Source organism: Pantoea sp. 18059 (assembly GCF_902706165.1).
Classification (GTDB): domain Bacteria; phylum Pseudomonadota; class Gammaproteobacteria; order Enterobacterales; family Enterobacteriaceae; genus Pantoea; species Pantoea agglomerans.
In genome coordinates, this window is record NZ_CACSJS010000001.1 from 593,251 (window position 1) to 606,951 (window position 13,701).

Annotated in this window: 15 protein-coding genes; 8 read left to right on the forward strand and 7 right to left on the reverse strand. The window is 54.4% G+C overall.

Annotated features, from left to right (window positions below):
• Positions 1 to 312: 312 nt before the first annotated feature.
• Positions 313 to 609: a hypothetical protein gene (locus GVJ63_RS02795; protein WP_033767119.1), complete on the forward strand. Its 297-nt coding sequence runs from the start codon at positions 313 to 315 to the stop codon at positions 607 to 609.
• A gap of 54 nt (positions 610 to 663) precedes the next feature.
• Here GVJ63_RS02795 and GVJ63_RS02800 read toward each other — a convergent pair whose 3' ends face one another.
• The gene (locus tag GVJ63_RS02800; protein ID WP_010670055.1) at positions 664 to 1,920 is read right to left on the reverse strand and encodes a mechanosensitive ion channel family protein; all 1,257 of its coding nucleotides are present in this window, start codon (positions 1,918 to 1,920) and stop codon (positions 664 to 666) included.
• Between the two features lie 222 nt (positions 1,921 to 2,142).
• Between GVJ63_RS02800 and GVJ63_RS02805 the strand changes: the two genes are divergently transcribed.
• Positions 2,143 to 3,801: a methyl-accepting chemotaxis protein gene (locus tag GVJ63_RS02805; protein WP_124889931.1), complete on the forward strand. Its 1,659-nt coding sequence runs from the start codon at positions 2,143 to 2,145 to the stop codon at positions 3,799 to 3,801.
• Positions 3,802 to 3,869: 68 nt separating this feature from the next.
• Here GVJ63_RS02805 and katE read toward each other — a convergent pair whose 3' ends face one another.
• Complete coding sequence (katE, locus tag GVJ63_RS02810) at positions 3,870 to 6,134, reverse strand: catalase HPII (protein WP_159226387.1); 2,265 nt, start codon at positions 6,132 to 6,134, stop codon at positions 3,870 to 3,872.
• A 389-nt stretch (positions 6,135 to 6,523) separates the two neighbouring features.
• On the opposite strand from katE, the gene zinT reads away from it, so the two are divergent.
• From zinT to GVJ63_RS02825, 3 genes are all read left to right on the forward strand, one after another.
• A complete protein-coding gene (gene zinT, locus GVJ63_RS02815) occupies positions 6,524 to 7,171 on the forward strand; it encodes a metal-binding protein ZinT (protein ID WP_010245496.1) in 648 nt (215 codons plus the stop codon).
• Positions 7,172 to 7,311: 140 nt separating this feature from the next.
• The gene (locus tag GVJ63_RS02820; RefSeq protein WP_010245489.1) at positions 7,312 to 7,632 is read left to right on the forward strand and encodes a type II toxin-antitoxin system RelE/ParE family toxin; all 321 of its coding nucleotides are present in this window, start codon (positions 7,312 to 7,314) and stop codon (positions 7,630 to 7,632) included.
• On the forward strand, positions 7,625 to 7,909 hold the full coding sequence (locus tag GVJ63_RS02825; RefSeq protein WP_010245485.1) for a helix-turn-helix transcriptional regulator: 285 nt from the start codon (positions 7,625 to 7,627) through the stop codon (positions 7,907 to 7,909). The genes GVJ63_RS02820 and GVJ63_RS02825 overlap by 8 nt, the downstream gene beginning before the upstream one ends.
• A gap of 105 nt (positions 7,910 to 8,014) precedes the next feature.
• On the opposite strand, the gene GVJ63_RS02830 is transcribed toward GVJ63_RS02825, so the two are convergent.
• A complete protein-coding gene (locus GVJ63_RS02830; protein WP_010245482.1) occupies positions 8,015 to 8,380 on the reverse strand; it encodes an MmcQ/YjbR family DNA-binding protein in 366 nt (121 codons plus the stop codon).
• 101 nt (positions 8,381 to 8,481) lie between these two features.
• On the opposite strand from GVJ63_RS02830, the gene GVJ63_RS02835 reads away from it, so the two are divergent.
• Positions 8,482 to 9,492 carry a UV damage endonuclease UvsE gene (locus tag GVJ63_RS02835; RefSeq protein WP_033757524.1) on the forward strand — a complete coding sequence of 337 codons (1,011 nt, stop codon included), beginning with the start codon at positions 8,482 to 8,484 and terminating at the stop codon, positions 9,490 to 9,492.
• Here GVJ63_RS02835 and GVJ63_RS02840 read toward each other — a convergent pair.
• From GVJ63_RS02840 to GVJ63_RS02850, 3 genes are all read right to left on the reverse strand, one after another.
• Positions 9,485 to 10,348: a glucose 1-dehydrogenase gene (locus GVJ63_RS02840; RefSeq protein ID WP_159226388.1), complete on the reverse strand. Its 864-nt coding sequence runs from the start codon at positions 10,346 to 10,348 to the stop codon at positions 9,485 to 9,487. The genes GVJ63_RS02835 and GVJ63_RS02840 overlap by 8 nt on opposite strands.
• 89 nt (positions 10,349 to 10,437) lie before the next feature.
• Entirely contained in the window at positions 10,438 to 11,271 is an 834-nt protein-coding gene (locus GVJ63_RS02845) for a manganese catalase family protein (RefSeq protein ID WP_159226389.1), read from the reverse strand.
• A 289-nt stretch (positions 11,272 to 11,560) separates the two neighbouring features.
• Entirely contained in the window at positions 11,561 to 11,818 is a 258-nt protein-coding gene (locus tag GVJ63_RS02850) for a biofilm development regulator YmgB/AriR family protein (protein WP_022625723.1), read from the reverse strand.
• A gap of 540 nt (positions 11,819 to 12,358) precedes the next feature.
• Here GVJ63_RS02850 and GVJ63_RS02855 point away from each other — a divergent pair.
• Complete coding sequence (locus GVJ63_RS02855) at positions 12,359 to 12,583, forward strand: hypothetical protein (RefSeq protein WP_159226390.1); 225 nt, start codon at positions 12,359 to 12,361, stop codon at positions 12,581 to 12,583.
• 111 nt (positions 12,584 to 12,694) lie between these two features.
• On the opposite strand, the gene GVJ63_RS02860 is transcribed toward GVJ63_RS02855, so the two are convergent.
• Entirely contained in the window at positions 12,695 to 12,946 is a 252-nt protein-coding gene (locus GVJ63_RS02860) for a hypothetical protein (RefSeq protein WP_159226391.1), read from the reverse strand.
• Positions 12,947 to 13,281: 335 nt separating this feature from the next.
• Here GVJ63_RS02860 and umuD point away from each other — a divergent pair, with 335 nt between their 5' ends.
• On the forward strand, positions 13,282 to 13,701 hold the full coding sequence (gene umuD, locus GVJ63_RS02865) for a translesion error-prone DNA polymerase V autoproteolytic subunit (RefSeq protein ID WP_010245460.1): 420 nt from the start codon (positions 13,282 to 13,284) through the stop codon (positions 13,699 to 13,701).

Here is a 13,701-nt window from a genome sequence, read left to right on the forward strand (position 1 = left end):
GGGCTGGCGCGTCTCTTCAGTCAGAAAGCCGGACTGGTATTCAGCGTGGTGTGGCGGAAAACGGGCCGTGAGACCGCTTCCACGCGGCATACAGAGAGTAATCATAGACTAAGATGTTGCAATCGCAGGGCGGCGGGAGGTGGAGAGGCATTAATTTGCGTTAATTGCTGTGAATCTGCATCCGGCGGGGCGAAACCAGGATCCAGGCGCAGAAAAGCCTGCCGGATGGCGCCGATTCGCTATAAGCTTATGCGCGATGGCGCAGGTCGCTCCGGATGACCTGCGGCGCTGAACACTTCAGAAGGATGTTACGTGAGGAAAAGAGTTCTGTTAGCCGCGTTGTTGCTGCTGGTCTCCGCCTGTTCTAACCGGGTCGGACACAGGCTGGACAGCAGTAATCTGCAGCAAATTCATGCCGGTCAGACGACCAAAGCCCAGCTGATCGCGCTGTTTGGTCAGCCTGACAGTGAAACGCCTTACCCGGACGGGCAGCGGTTGCTGAAGTGGACCTACAGCGAGGCGCGCACCCTGAATACCACCGAAGGGCAGACGCTGACCGTGCAGATGAAAAATGACAAAGTGCTGAACTATGCGCTGAGTAAAAGTTAATGCGCTGAGCAAACGTGCATCACGGCGGCGGCAGATCGCCACCGCGCATTCTGGTTACTGCCCGCTGCTCTGCTGTGCATCCCGGCTGTCGGGCCGCGGCTGAGCCAGACGGGCAAAATCGGATCCTGCCGGATGCTGATAAATCTGCAGCTCAAAGTGGCGAGCCATCGCGTAGATATACTCAAAGATCGCTGCCTGAGTATTTTCATAATCGGCCCAGAAAATAGAGGAGGTAAAGCAGTAGATCTCCACCGGCAATCCATCCGGCGACGGTTTCAGCGGTCGCACCACGATATACATCTCTTTCTGAATGTCGTCACGCTGCGCCAGCCAGGCGGTCAGGTATTTACGGAACACCATCAGATTGGTGATGCCGTTCTCCATAAACCAGCGGTCGCCCACGGCATTGATATCACGCCCATCCAGCAGCTCAGTGATCGATTCGCCAGCGAGACGGATCTGGCTCATCGCCTGCAGCATCTCCTGATTCACAAAGGTGATCGACTTCTGATCAAGATAAAAGCTGCGCATGATGCGGCGTGCGCCCGAAGAGAACATCGCCTGCCAGTTGGTGTAGGTCTCGGTCAGGAAGTTCTTGGTCGGGATGCGCGAAATGGTGTTGTCCCAGTTGCGGATGGTGATGGTATGCAGGGCAATATCGATCACTTCACCACTGATATTTCTGTCCGGCATCTCAATCCAGTCGCCCAGTTGCAGCACATCGTTAGAGGAGAGCTGAATATTCGCCACCAGCGACAGCAGCGTATGCTGGAAAATCAGCATCAGCACCGCGGCGACCGCACCCAGCGAGGAGATGATAATCGCCGGTGACTTGTTGGACATAATCGCCAGAATCATGATCGCGGCGATAATATGCACCAGAATTTTTCCGATCTGGATATAGCCTTTGATCGAGTGATTCTTGCGTTTTGATTTGCGCGAATAGGAGTTGTTAACAATCTCCAGCACTTCGTTGAAGAAGATCGACAGATAGACAAAAAACAGGATGCCGCAGATGGTCTGAATCGCCACTTTCAGATTTTCAGGCAGGCCCGGCATAAACTGCAGGAAATTGTAGACCACAATCACCGGCACAAAATTTGACAGCTTCTGAGAGAGGCGGACATCTTTATCCAGCGGCACGCCCTTTTTGTGGCTGCTGAAAAAGACCTTCCTGATCACTTTGACGATGAAAAATTTGCAGATCAGGTGAGTGACCATCCCGGCCATAATCAGCAGCAACAGGCTGAAGCTGATCGAAAGTACCCTGTTTCCCTCAATAAAACTCATCAGACTCTGAATGTAATGCATGATAACCACGTGCAAAAAAGATAAGGGGCGAATTCAACCACAGCACGGGGACGGTTGTTAAGCGCCGAATGCGTTCAGGCTGAGCCGCACCGCTTTTTTTGCGTAACGGCGCGCTGACAGCACCCTCCATCCTGCGGATTGTTACCTTCTCTGGTGCAACACTCAGATAAACGCCGCGCTGGCCGATAACAGCTTTATCTCCTCTGATATGAGCCTGCGGACATGCTTAAAAATCTTAAAATCACTCACGGTATCGCTGCTGTTCTGGTGGTCTTTGTGACGTTACTGACCCTGACCGGATTTCTGTTCTATAACGGCGTCTCAAAAGCCGACAAAAACTTCGTGGCGGCAGAGCAGCTTACGCTGCAGCAGCAGCACCTGAGTGACGCGGTAAAAACCCTGATTAAAACCCGCGTCACCATCAACCGCGTGGCAATCCGTTTCCTGAAAAATCAGCAGGATCCAAAATCACTGGCGGCCATGGCTGCGCTGCTGGAGCAGGCTGAAACGTCAGCCGCTGCCGCCGATGCGGACTTCAAAGCCTGGCAGGCGCTGCCGCGCAAAGAGGGCCAGGGTGAAGCCCAGGCGACGCAGGTGCAGACCGCCTACCAGCAGATGCGTGACACCATGCTGGCCTCGATTACCTTTCTGAAGCAGGGCAACTACGCGGGCTACGGCAACCTTGAAGCGCAGGCGGCGCAGGACCAGCTCGACAGTGCTTATGAGGCCTGGCGGGCGGTGAATATCCAGTTGATGAAAGCGTCCTCGGAGCATAACCAGCGTAGCCTGACAGATGCGCTCTGGGCGCTGCTGACTATCGGCCTGATTACCGGCGTGATTGGGGTCGCGGTCTGGATTGGGCTGCAGAAATTGCTGATTGGCCCACTGGGCAGGCTGACCGGCCATATGCGCGCCATTTCGGGCGGTGATCTGACCTCCGATATTCAGCATGAAGGCCGCAATGAGATGGGCCTGCTGATTCAGGAACTGCAACAGATGCGCGATGCGCTGGTGGTGACCATTACCTCGGTCGATGACGCCACCCGCTCTATCTTTACCGGTGCAGCGGAAATCTCTGCGGGCAGCACCGATCTCTCTTCCCGTACCGAACAGCAGGCTGCCGCGCTGGAACAGACCGCAGCCAGTATGGAGCAGCTCACCTCAACGGTGAAACTCAATGCAGACAATGCGCAGCAGGCGACCACGGTAGCGAAAGAGGCTTCAGCCACGGCCATGCAGGGCGGTGAGACTGTCGCCCGGGTCATCGCCAACATGGATCAGATCAGCGAAAGCTCGAATCAGATTGCCGGTATCATCGCCATTATCGACAGTATCGCCTTCCAGACCAATATTCTGGCGCTGAACGCCGCCGTTGAAGCCGCGCGTGCCGGTGAGCAGGGTCGTGGATTTGCGGTGGTTGCCGGAGAAGTGCGCTCGCTGGCCGGACGCAGCGCCAGCGCCGCGCAGGAGATCCGGGGACTGATCGACCGCTCAGCCGAGCGAATTAAAACCGGTGCCGGTCATGCCTCTCAGGCGGGCGTCGCGATGGAGAGCATCGTGACGTCGGTGAGTCGTGTCACCCAACTGATCGAAGAGATCGCGGCATCTTCCACCGAACAGACCCGTGGCATTGAGCAGGTCTGCAAAGCGGTCTCGGAAATGGATGGTGTGACGCAGCAGAACGCCGCGCTGGTGGAGGAGTCCGCGACTGCCGCCGCCTCACTGGAAGAGCAGGCGAGCTACCTGCGTAAAACGGTATCGGTATTCAAAACCGGCACTTTGCAGGTGGCGTTCTCTGCTGCGCCGGTGGCGAAAGCCCTTGCCGTGCCAAAACTTCAGCCTGCCCGCCTGGCGGACAATGATAACTGGCAGACCTTCTGATAAAAAAAACCGCCCCGAAGGGCGGTTTTTTATTTTGTGACGCGGCATGCAGCATCATGCCGCTGACATCAGGCCGGGACGGACTGTGCCTTCTGGCTGCGCGACCAGACGCGGTGCGCTTTCATCGCCTGAGTGAACTCAGACATCAGCGCGCTCTCCGCCGAGTCGCCCTGCACAATACCTTCTTCCTGATCCGCATCTTCCAGACCGAACTGCGCTTTAAAGCGGCGCGCTTCCCCCACCAGACCAATCACCTTGAGGTGCTTGTAGGCTTCCAGCAGGAAGTAACGGGCATCGCCGCTCAGCAGCAGGGCATCAATATTGCCATCCGGCACCATCACCGCATCAAAGGTCAGAGAGGGCAGACCGGCGAACGTCGCATCGACCGGCAGCACTGAACCGTCATCGGCGCGCACCTGACCCATATGCGGAGCCAGCAGTTTGGCGTGAACACCCACCGCTTTCAGCGCCTGCAAAATCGCCAGCACATCAGCCGCCTTCACACCATCGCTGAGCAGCAGTGCGACCTGCCGACCTTTGATCTCGCCATCCGGAATGGCGTAGAGGCTCAGGCTGTCATCTTTAGTCAGGCCATTCACCGGCGCAGGCGGCTGAATGTTGAGCTGCTCATCCGTCAGAGCGAGTCCCAGGTTATCCGCTACGCCCTGCGCCAGTTTAGTATCGATGCGTGCCAGATGATCTACCACACGCTCACGGATATAAGCACGCGGCACTTTACTCAGTTCAAACGAGTAGGCACCAATGATGTGCTGCTGCTCGACTTCAGTCTGGCTCAGCCAGAACAGGCGCGGCTGCGCATAGTACTCACCAAATGAGGGGCTGCGCTCGCGCACTTTATGGCCCTCAATCCGCTCCTGATAGCTCTCGAAGCCGCCGCCTTCTGCAGCAGGTGGAGTTTCACGCGGCCAGTTATCGTTGATCGAGTTCGGCTCGTAGTTCGCCGGATTGGTGTCGATATCCTGACGATGCATGCCCTGACGCTGGAAGTTATGGTACGGGCAGGTCGGACGGTTGATCGGGATCTCATGGAAGTTCGGTCCGCCCAGACGACTGATTTGCGTATCGGTATAGGAGAACAGACGACCCTGTAACAGCGGATCGTTGGAGAAATCGAGGCCCGGCACGATATGGCCTGGGTGGAACGCGACCTGCTCGGTTTCAGCAAAGAAGTTGTCCGGGTTACGGTTAAGTACCATCTTGCCGACAATCTCAACCGGCACCAGCGCTTCCGGGATCAGCTTGGTGGCATCCAGAATATCGAAGTCAAATTTGAACTCATCCTCTTCCGGGATCAGCTGCAGGCCCAGTTCATATTCCGGGAAATCACCCGCTTCAATGGCTTCCCACAGATCGCGGCGATGGAAATCGGGATCGCGACCGGTCAGTTTCTGTGACTCGTCCCACAGCAGCGACGCTTTACCGGCCACCGGCTTCCAGTGGAAACGGACAAAGGTCGCTTTACCTTCTGCGTTAATCAGGCGGAAGGTGTGAATACCAAAGCCTTCCATGGTGCGATAGCTGCGCGGAATACCCCGGTCAGACATCGCCCAGATAACGTTGTGCATGGTTTCCGGCTGCAGAGAGACGTAATCCCAGAAGGTGTCATGGGCGCTCTGGCCCTGCGGGATTTCGTTATGCGGTTCCGGCTTAACGGCATGCACAAAGTCAGGGAATTTATGCGCATCCTGAATAAAGAACACCGGCGTGTTGTTGCCCACCAGGTCAAAGACACCCTCTTCGGTGTAGAACTTAGCGGCGAAACCGCGAATGTCACGCACGGTATCAGCCGATCCGGCACCGCCCTGAACCGTGGAGAAACGCACGAAAACCGGCGTAGTCTGCTCGGGATCGCTGAGGAACTGCGCTTTGGTCAGATCTTTCAGGGAGCGGTAAGGCTGAAAATAGCCGTGTGCGGCAGAGCCACGGGCGTGAACGATACGTTCCGGGATACGCTCATGGTCAAAGTGCGTGATTTTCTCACGCATAATAAAGTCTTCCAGCAGCGTCGGACCGCGCGAACCGGCACGCAGTGAGTTTTGATCGTTGGCGATGCGTGTGCCCTGGTTAGTGGTGAGGGCGCGGTCGGTGCCGTTTTTGCGGCTGGCTTCAAGCTGGTCAAGTTTGGCGTTGTGCGTCTGAGGCGCTTTCAGGCTGCCGGGGGCGGTGGGTTGCTTACCTGGCGGGGTCGGTTCGGCTGGGGGCTGATGCGAACCATCCTTCGGTGCCAGTGAACCCAGGCCCGGCTCTGAGGATTCCGGACCGGTGGTGGGGGCGCGCTCGCTCAGGGGTTTCTTCTCTGTTTCTTTCGACATTAATTCATGCTCCAGCTGTTATTTTACTTTCGACGACACTAAATATAGAACAACCTGAACAATACTGAGGTTAAATCGGGCATTTAACTGTGACGACTGTGCCTTTTTTGTCCGCCAGAAAAGCGCACTTATCTCTCAATCCGGATTATCGCTTCGCTTATTCATGCCTTGTGCCGTCTGGCTTAACGGCGTGTCAGCCCGCGCCTGCTATACGGAAAGTGTGCTTTCAGAGGATGCAGAATCTGCCGCCGCAGGAGGCGCTCATTGCCTGATGCAGGGCATTAACCGATTAATAAAATTAATGCTGGCGTTTGCTGCTTTTGGTTGAAGTTAGAAATGTTATATCATAACATTTCATTTTGTAACGTTGACCGGGGTATCAGACTTTGATGAATCATGCAGGTAAATGGATTGGGCTACTGGGCGCACTGTTAGTCAGCCAGCCGTCGCTGGCACACGGCACGCATGCACATGGAAAACCGCTGTCAGCCCTGGAGCAGAAAGCGGCAGAAGGGGTTTTTGCTGACAGCGATGTGAAAGATCGTCCGCTCGCTGACTGGGATGGTCTGTGGCAGTCGGTTTATCCGCTGCTGCAAAGCGGGGAGCTGGACCCGGTCTGGCAGAAGAAAGCGCAGCAGGATCACAGCAAAACGGCAGAGGAGTATAAAGCGTATTACCGCAAGGGCTACGCCACCGACGTCGATACCATCGGTATTGAAAATGGCGTGATGGAGTTCCACATCGGCGACCAGGTCAGCGCCTGCCACTACCGGTATGCGGGCCACAAAATCCTGACCTATGCCTCAGGTAAAAAAGGGGTGCGCTACCTGTTTGAATGCCAGGACGCGGGCAGCAAAGCGCCGAAATATGTGCAGTTCAGCGACCACACCATCGGGCCGCGTAAATCTGCCCATTTCCATATCTTTATGGGCAACGATTCTCAGCAAGCCCTGCTGGCAGAAATGGATAACTGGCCGACCTATTATCCTTACCAGATGATGAACTCACAGGTCGTGGAGGAGATGCTGCACCACTGAGTGCCGGGCCGGTGTCAGATGCTCCGCGGATCAGAGCTGTTTCGCAAGGATAGCGACTGGATTCATTTCCCCCGTTTGAGGAAATATAGATCCTTGAGTTAAGTTAACTCATGAGTTAACTTAACTCCAACGGAGGATCTATGTTTGAGATAACGATACACAAGGACGCGCTCACTGAAATTAAGGCAATGCCAGAGATGCTTCGGGCTAAGCTGGCCCGGCAAATAGATAAACTGGCTGCCCGTGGAACTGATTTGAGAGAGCCGGATACCAAACCGTTAGGGTCGGGTTTTTTTGAGCTCAGGGCGAAGGCCAATGAGATTGGGCGAGCGGTGTATGTTTACCAGAAAGGCAGACGTATTTTTATCCTGAAAGCTTTTGTGAAAGAGACAAAGAAAACGCCAGCAGCAGTCATGACGGCAGCGGCGCACCGTTTAGAGGAGATGTTAAACGATGAGTAAGAAATCAGTTGCGTGGACGACGGCCCGCAAAGAAATTTTATCTGATCCGGCTGTTCGCGAACATTACGAGGCAGAAGTTCGGGCAGAGCACTTGCGCGAGCAGTTAGCCAAATGGCGGGAAAGCGCCGGAATGACCAGCGCTCAGGTCGCGGAGGCGCTCGGTGTCAGCCCGTCGGCAGTGTCACGCACCGAGCGTCGCGCAGATAAAGCCACAGTTGAAACACTCGCCCGCTATGCCCGTGCCTGTGGCGTTGAAAATCCCCAGATCTCTCTTTGATTGAGAGATGACGGCAGGTGCCAGAACAATGCTGGCCCTGCTATTTATCTTGCCTGCTATCAAGCAAACTTTCTTTCCGGTGCACACGTATCCCCTCCACGGGTTTTATCCCACCCAGGCCGGGCGGCGCGAGGCGGGTATACCCTTAACCACACGCTGATACGAATCCTCAACCAGCTGCTGAATCAAGCCAGGCGAGAGGTCGTCACCGGGATAGGCCGTGATCCAGTGACGTTTATTCATATGATAACCGGCGGTGATCGAGGGATAGATCACCCGGTGCAGCTCCGCCTGCTGCGGTTCGCATTTCAGGGTGATAATCGGCACACCCCGTAGTTCGGTCAGCAGTAAAAACACTTTTCCACACACTTTATAGACCTGATGTTCCGGCCCGAATGGATAGCTGCATTCAGCGGCGGGCAGCCGCTCAGCCGCTTCAATGGCGATGCGCTGGATCTCATGGCCCTGCATAGTGAGTCTCCCTGTAATTATTCAGCCTGAGTCTGCGGCCCGCGACTGGCTGGTCGCCAGGGGCCTGTTACACTTCTGATAAGCATAAATCAGGAGCAGACATGAAATTAGGCTTTGCATGTAAGTATCTCAACAGCGATGGCAAACAGTTTTTCCCGTTTCGCGCCACCACCCGTAAACGGTTTCTGAGTTTATCGCACGATGAACGCAATCAGCTGATCTATGAGATTACCGTCACCAACCTCAACAATCTCTACCTGACGCTTGAGCATCTGGCCACCTTACCTGAGCCACTCAGGATGATGCGTATTGGCAGCGATCTGTTACCGCTCTATACGGTTCCCGAGGCCACGCCACTGTTCACCGAATTTCTGCCCGAACTCTATCCGCTCTTTGCCCGCTGTGGCGAGCTGGCGCGGGCGCATCACATCCGTCTCTCATTCCATCCAGGACAATATACCGTGCTCGCCTCCGATAATCCCGATGTGGTGGTGCGCGCGCTGGAGGATGTGGAGTATCACACGCTCTGCGCCTGTCTGATGGGATATGGCAAGACCTTCCAGGATTTTAAAATCAACATTCATATGAACGGCAAGGCGGGATTCGACGGCTTCAAACGGTCGTTTAATCAGCTCAGCCCGGAAGCGCGGCGGATGCTGACGGTGGAGAATGATGAGATCTCCTGCTCGCTGGATGACGTGCTGCAGGCAGCACCGCTCTGTCCGGTGGTGCTGGATATTCACCATCACTGGGTAAAAGAGAGTGAGTTTATTCAGCCGGATGACGCGCGTGTTGCCAGAGTGATCGATTCGTGGCGCGGCGTGCGGCCGGTGCTGCACTATTCGATTTCGCAGGAGGGGATGATTCCGCAGGAGGGCTGGCCCGATCAGCAGCAGCTGGGCGTGAGCAAAAGCAAACTGCGGGCGCACTCTGATTACTTCTTTAATCCGACGCTGAATGCGTGGGCACTGTCGTTTCAGGATTTCGATATCATGTGCGAAGTGAAAATGAAGAATCTGGCGCGGGAACAACTCTACCAGTGGGGGATAACACAGAAGCTAATAGCTAATCCCCTGGCCGAAGAGACCAGGGAATCGGCGAACGTTAAATAATGGCCACACCGCCCGTCACGGCGATGGTCGCTCCTGAAATGTAGCTGGCTTCGTCACTGGCCAGCATCACATAGGTTGGCGCCAGTTCAGCAGGCTGACCGGCACGCTGCAGCGGCACTTCGCTGCCAAAGTTCTTCACCTGTTCAACCGGCATGGTCGACGGGATCAGTGGCGTCCAGATGGGGCCAGGCGCGACCGCATTGGCACGGATACCTTTTTCAGCCAGTAAGGCTGCCAGGCCGCCAGAGAAATTAACGATGGCGGCTTTGGTGGCGGAGTAGGCGAGCAGCTTCGGTTTCGGCTGGTCAGCATTGATCGAGGCCGTATTAATGATCGATCCACCAGCAGACATATGCCGTGTTGCCGCTTTAGTGATGTAAAACATCGCGTAAAGGTTGGTCTTCATGGTCCGGTCAAACTCTTCGTCGCTGATCTCATCCAGCGATTCGCGCGTCATCTGATACGCCGCGTTGTTCACCAGAATATTAATCTCACCAAAGGCTTCGACGGCTTTATCGACCAGGGCGTTGCAGTGTGACGCCTCAGTAATATCGCCAGGCACCAGAACCGCTTTCTGTCCCGCTTCTTCAACCAGCCGGGCGGTATCCTGCGCATCCTCATGTTCATCAAGATAGGAGATCAGGACATCGGCCCCTTCCCGGGCAAAGGCAATGGCGACAGCCCGGCCAATGCCGGAATCGCCACCGGTAATAATGGCTTTTTTCCCCGTGAGGCGGCCGGAGCCCTGATAACTCTGCTCGCCGTGATCGGGCTGAGGCTGCATCGCCGCGGTTTTACCCGGTGGCGTTTGTTGCTGTTCGGCAAAAGGGGGTTGCGGGCGTTGAGTCGATGACATGAATATTCCTCCATAAAAATCCGTTAGCGTAAAACAACCGGTCCGGGTCACACCGCGCGGTGTGGCCCGGACCGGCACGCCTGTGTCAGTTAAGGCTTCGGTGACGTAATGCCGTCAATCTGCTCTGACTGCGCACCAGAACCGGGACGCGCATTGCCGAGCAGCGGCTCATCACCCAGAATCTCTGGCTGCTGTTTCGCGCTGAACTGACCATGGCCATCGTAAGCCGGGCCACTGCTCCAGCGACCTTCCGGCAGCGGTTTATCCAGCGAGGTATTCAGACAGTAGTAAGAGTGCTCCTGCGCCTCATGCTCCTGCGGGAAGCTGTTCGGGATCGGCAGCGACGCGTTCAGTCCGCCCATCTCTTCGATCACCGCCAGCCACTGCTGCTGATGCATAGTGTCACGAGCGATCAGGAAGGAGAGGAAGTCCTTCATGCCCTTGTCTTCCGTCATGTTATAGAGGCGGGTAGCCAGTACGCGGCCCGTGGCTTCTGCGGTGACGTTAGCCAGCATATCGGCCGCCACGTTGCCGGACGCATAGATATGACTCATATCAAAAGGCATGCCGTTGGCGTTAACCGGCATCGCTGCCAGACCGGAAGAGAGGATATGGCGCGGGTTCATTCCACCCAGAATTGCATTAACTACCGGATCTTTCGCTGACGCTTCCTGGTAAGAGAGCGGGGCGCCTTCAAGGTTAAGCGCCACGGCGTAGCCCAGCATTTCGATATGGCTCAGCTCTTCGGTAGCGGTCGAGATCAGCAGATCACCGCGCGCGCCCATCGCCTGGAAAAAGTATTGCATCGCTACACGAATCTCACCTTCGACGCCGCCGATGGCCTGCTGGAGCAGCATGGCAAATTCTGGATCGGGTTTCTCTACACGAACCGGGAATTGAAGTTTTGATGAATGATGAAACATGATTATTTTCCTCATCTGTGTTTGCAGTAGATGCAGAAAAAGCCTGGACACAGATATCGGATAAATAAAGCGAAACGACAGCAATTAACCGGAATTTCAGGTTGAATAAATGGCGAAAACGGTGTTTTCCGGAGCTATATCTGGTCCGGTGGGGCAGGCAATCTTAGCGGTGTGAAGGGGACAAGTGATTCAGAGCAGGAGGAATAAAAAAAGCCCCATAACAGGGGCTGATTCCGGACGGGAAAAGCATCCATGCTAATTCGCGTTCCCTCATAACAGACACAGATTTTTAGCTGTCGCTGGTCGCCGAAGCGCGCTGCAGAACATGTTCAAGCGCCTGACGGTAAATATCCTGCTTAACCACGTCACGCTCACTCTCCAGGCGGTGAATCAGGCCCAGCACAATGTCTTTATCGGAGACATGGGTTTTCGCATGGGCGAGTTCGGCATGGACTGCGGCGATAACCTGTTTTTCAGTGGTCAGCGCTGTGCCAGAGTTCATGAAGTAATCAGAAATCTGAGACTCTGTATTCATCGTTGTTTGCATGTCAGGCCTCATAAGAAATGGGGGGAAGAACGCGTCGATTCAGATCCGGTCACCGGCTGACGCAAAAAAAAATGCATCTGAAGGTGGAAATCCACAACACCTTCAGATGCGGTGCAAAGCACCTTTCGTTACAAGTGATTTAACATCACGAGACAAAGTTATACAAGAATCGCAAAGTTGTACAATGAAATTTGACAAAATTTAACTGGTCGGTGGTGTATGTAAAAAGCATGTTTAAAATGAAAAAAGAGGTTTTCGATGGTTAATTGAATAAATACAGTGAGTTGGTGAGGTTTTCAGAGGGGTGGCGATTTTCAGGCCAGCAGGCTGGGGATTGTGCTGACGACACATCAACGCGTTAAAATCGCTTTTTTCCGCAGATTTCAGCCAAAGTTGTACAGGTTTCAACGCTGGAAAAGTGGCGGGTGCGATTGTGCTGCTGCAATCCTGGCCGTCTGACAGGCCATGCCGCATAATTCACTTCCCACGCCTGATGCAGAAGGCTAAGGTTGACCCCTTATTTATCACAAGGAAATGATCATGGTTCACGACTATTTCGCAATTCCGCCTGCGGGCATGACTCAGGAACAACATAAACGTTCGATCGCCGTGGCTGCTGCTCTGTCAGTGGCAAAGGAGTCCGTCAGCGCCTCCACCTCTGCAACCGGCTCAAAAACCGCCTGGGATCTGCAGGCCGTGGCGAATGAAGTTGCTAATCTGGCCGACGCGATTCAGGATGCGCTGGAGAGTGACAGCGAGGTGTAAACACTAACCGGTATCGTCTGAGGCTGCTGCGGAGGCGGTGCAGGACAGGGCGGTGGCAGCGTTCAGGAGCCGGTAAAGTCCGGCAAAATCGGACGCTGCCGGAAAATCCGCTTATTCCATTGCGGGTGGCTCATATTTAATATACTGACGCAGGGCATCATGGATAGCCTGGTTATTGCCCTCTTCCAGACCGCGTTCGGCATACTCTTTCGCCAGCGCCGCCAGTACATCGTCAAACTTCCCTTTGTAATTGAGATTATTCAGCGCAATTTGCTGACCGAGTATCGTTTTTAATACCGTAGTCTCAACCCTTAACTGCGCAACTGCCTCTTCCAGATGTTTGATTCGATCGTCGTCTGCCATAACCCCTCCATGCTTAAAAAAGCAGAATAACCAGCCCGCCCGTAATATTCAAACCTCTCCGAATGCCAGAGAAGCGTTGTCAGATTTTCCTTAAGTAAAAATAATCAGCCGGTGAATTTATAAGATTCTTTACTGTAAGAAGAAATCGACGCTATTCCGGCGGTGCGGCGAAAGTAACCCGTTTCCGCTTACTCTGACGGCAATGCGAAAAAACGTTTAAAAAAAAGTGCATTACCATCAACCCTTTCGCTTAAAGATGTTCCATGTCACTTGATTAAAAGGGGGATTAGCTATTACTGTGTTTATATACAGTAATCTGAAAAAGGAGCGAAATTATGGAATTCATTAAACCTGCGGACATTCGTGCCGTTATGCCTTTACCGCTATATATCGAACGTGTGCCGTGCGGGTTTCCATCCCCGGCGCAGGATTATGTCGAACAACGTATTGATCTCAATGCGCTGATGGTCCAGCACCCCAGCGCCACCTATTTTGTCCGGGTCAGCGGCGAGTCAATGATTGAGGCGGGCATCAATGATGGTGACATGCTGGTGGTCGACAGTTCACTCACCGCCTCACATGGCGATATTGTGGTCGCCGCGGTCGAAGGTGAATTCACCGTTAAACGTCTCCAGCTTCATCCCTGTCTGCAACTGATGCCGATGAATACCAAATTTAAACCGATCGCTATCCAGACCGAAGATGCGCTGGAGGTGTTTGGCGTTGTGACCTTTGTTATTAAAGCGACCCACTGA

Coding starts and splice junctions, on each gene's coding strand:
- GVJ63_RS02800 (WP_010670055.1), bottom strand. CDS start 1,920: ATGCATTACATTCAGAGTCTGATGAGTTTTATTGAGGGAAACAGGGTA.
- GVJ63_RS02805 (WP_124889931.1), top strand. CDS start 2,143: ATGCTTAAAAATCTTAAAATCACTCACGGTATCGCTGCTGTTCTGGTG.
- katE (WP_159226387.1), bottom strand. CDS start 6,134: ATGTCGAAAGAAACAGAGAAGAAACCCCTGAGCGAGCGCGCCCCCACC.
- zinT (WP_010245496.1), top strand. CDS start 6,524: ATGAATCATGCAGGTAAATGGATTGGGCTACTGGGCGCACTGTTAGTC.
- GVJ63_RS02820 (WP_010245489.1), top strand. CDS start 7,312: ATGTTTGAGATAACGATACACAAGGACGCGCTCACTGAAATTAAGGCA.
- GVJ63_RS02825 (WP_010245485.1), top strand. CDS start 7,625: ATGAGTAAGAAATCAGTTGCGTGGACGACGGCCCGCAAAGAAATTTTA.
- GVJ63_RS02830 (WP_010245482.1), bottom strand. CDS start 8,380: ATGCAGGGCCATGAGATCCAGCGCATCGCCATTGAAGCGGCTGAGCGG.
- GVJ63_RS02835 (WP_033757524.1), top strand. CDS start 8,482: ATGAAATTAGGCTTTGCATGTAAGTATCTCAACAGCGATGGCAAACAG.
- GVJ63_RS02840 (WP_159226388.1), bottom strand. CDS start 10,348: ATGTCATCGACTCAACGCCCGCAACCCCCTTTTGCCGAACAGCAACAA.
- GVJ63_RS02845 (WP_159226389.1), bottom strand. CDS start 11,271: ATGTTTCATCATTCATCAAAACTTCAATTCCCGGTTCGTGTAGAGAAA.
- GVJ63_RS02850 (WP_022625723.1), bottom strand. CDS start 11,818: ATGCAAACAACGATGAATACAGAGTCTCAGATTTCTGATTACTTCATG.
- GVJ63_RS02855 (WP_159226390.1), top strand. CDS start 12,359: ATGGTTCACGACTATTTCGCAATTCCGCCTGCGGGCATGACTCAGGAA.
- GVJ63_RS02860 (WP_159226391.1), bottom strand. CDS start 12,946: ATGGCAGACGACGATCGAATCAAACATCTGGAAGAGGCAGTTGCGCAG.
- umuD (WP_010245460.1), top strand. CDS start 13,282: ATGGAATTCATTAAACCTGCGGACATTCGTGCCGTTATGCCTTTACCG.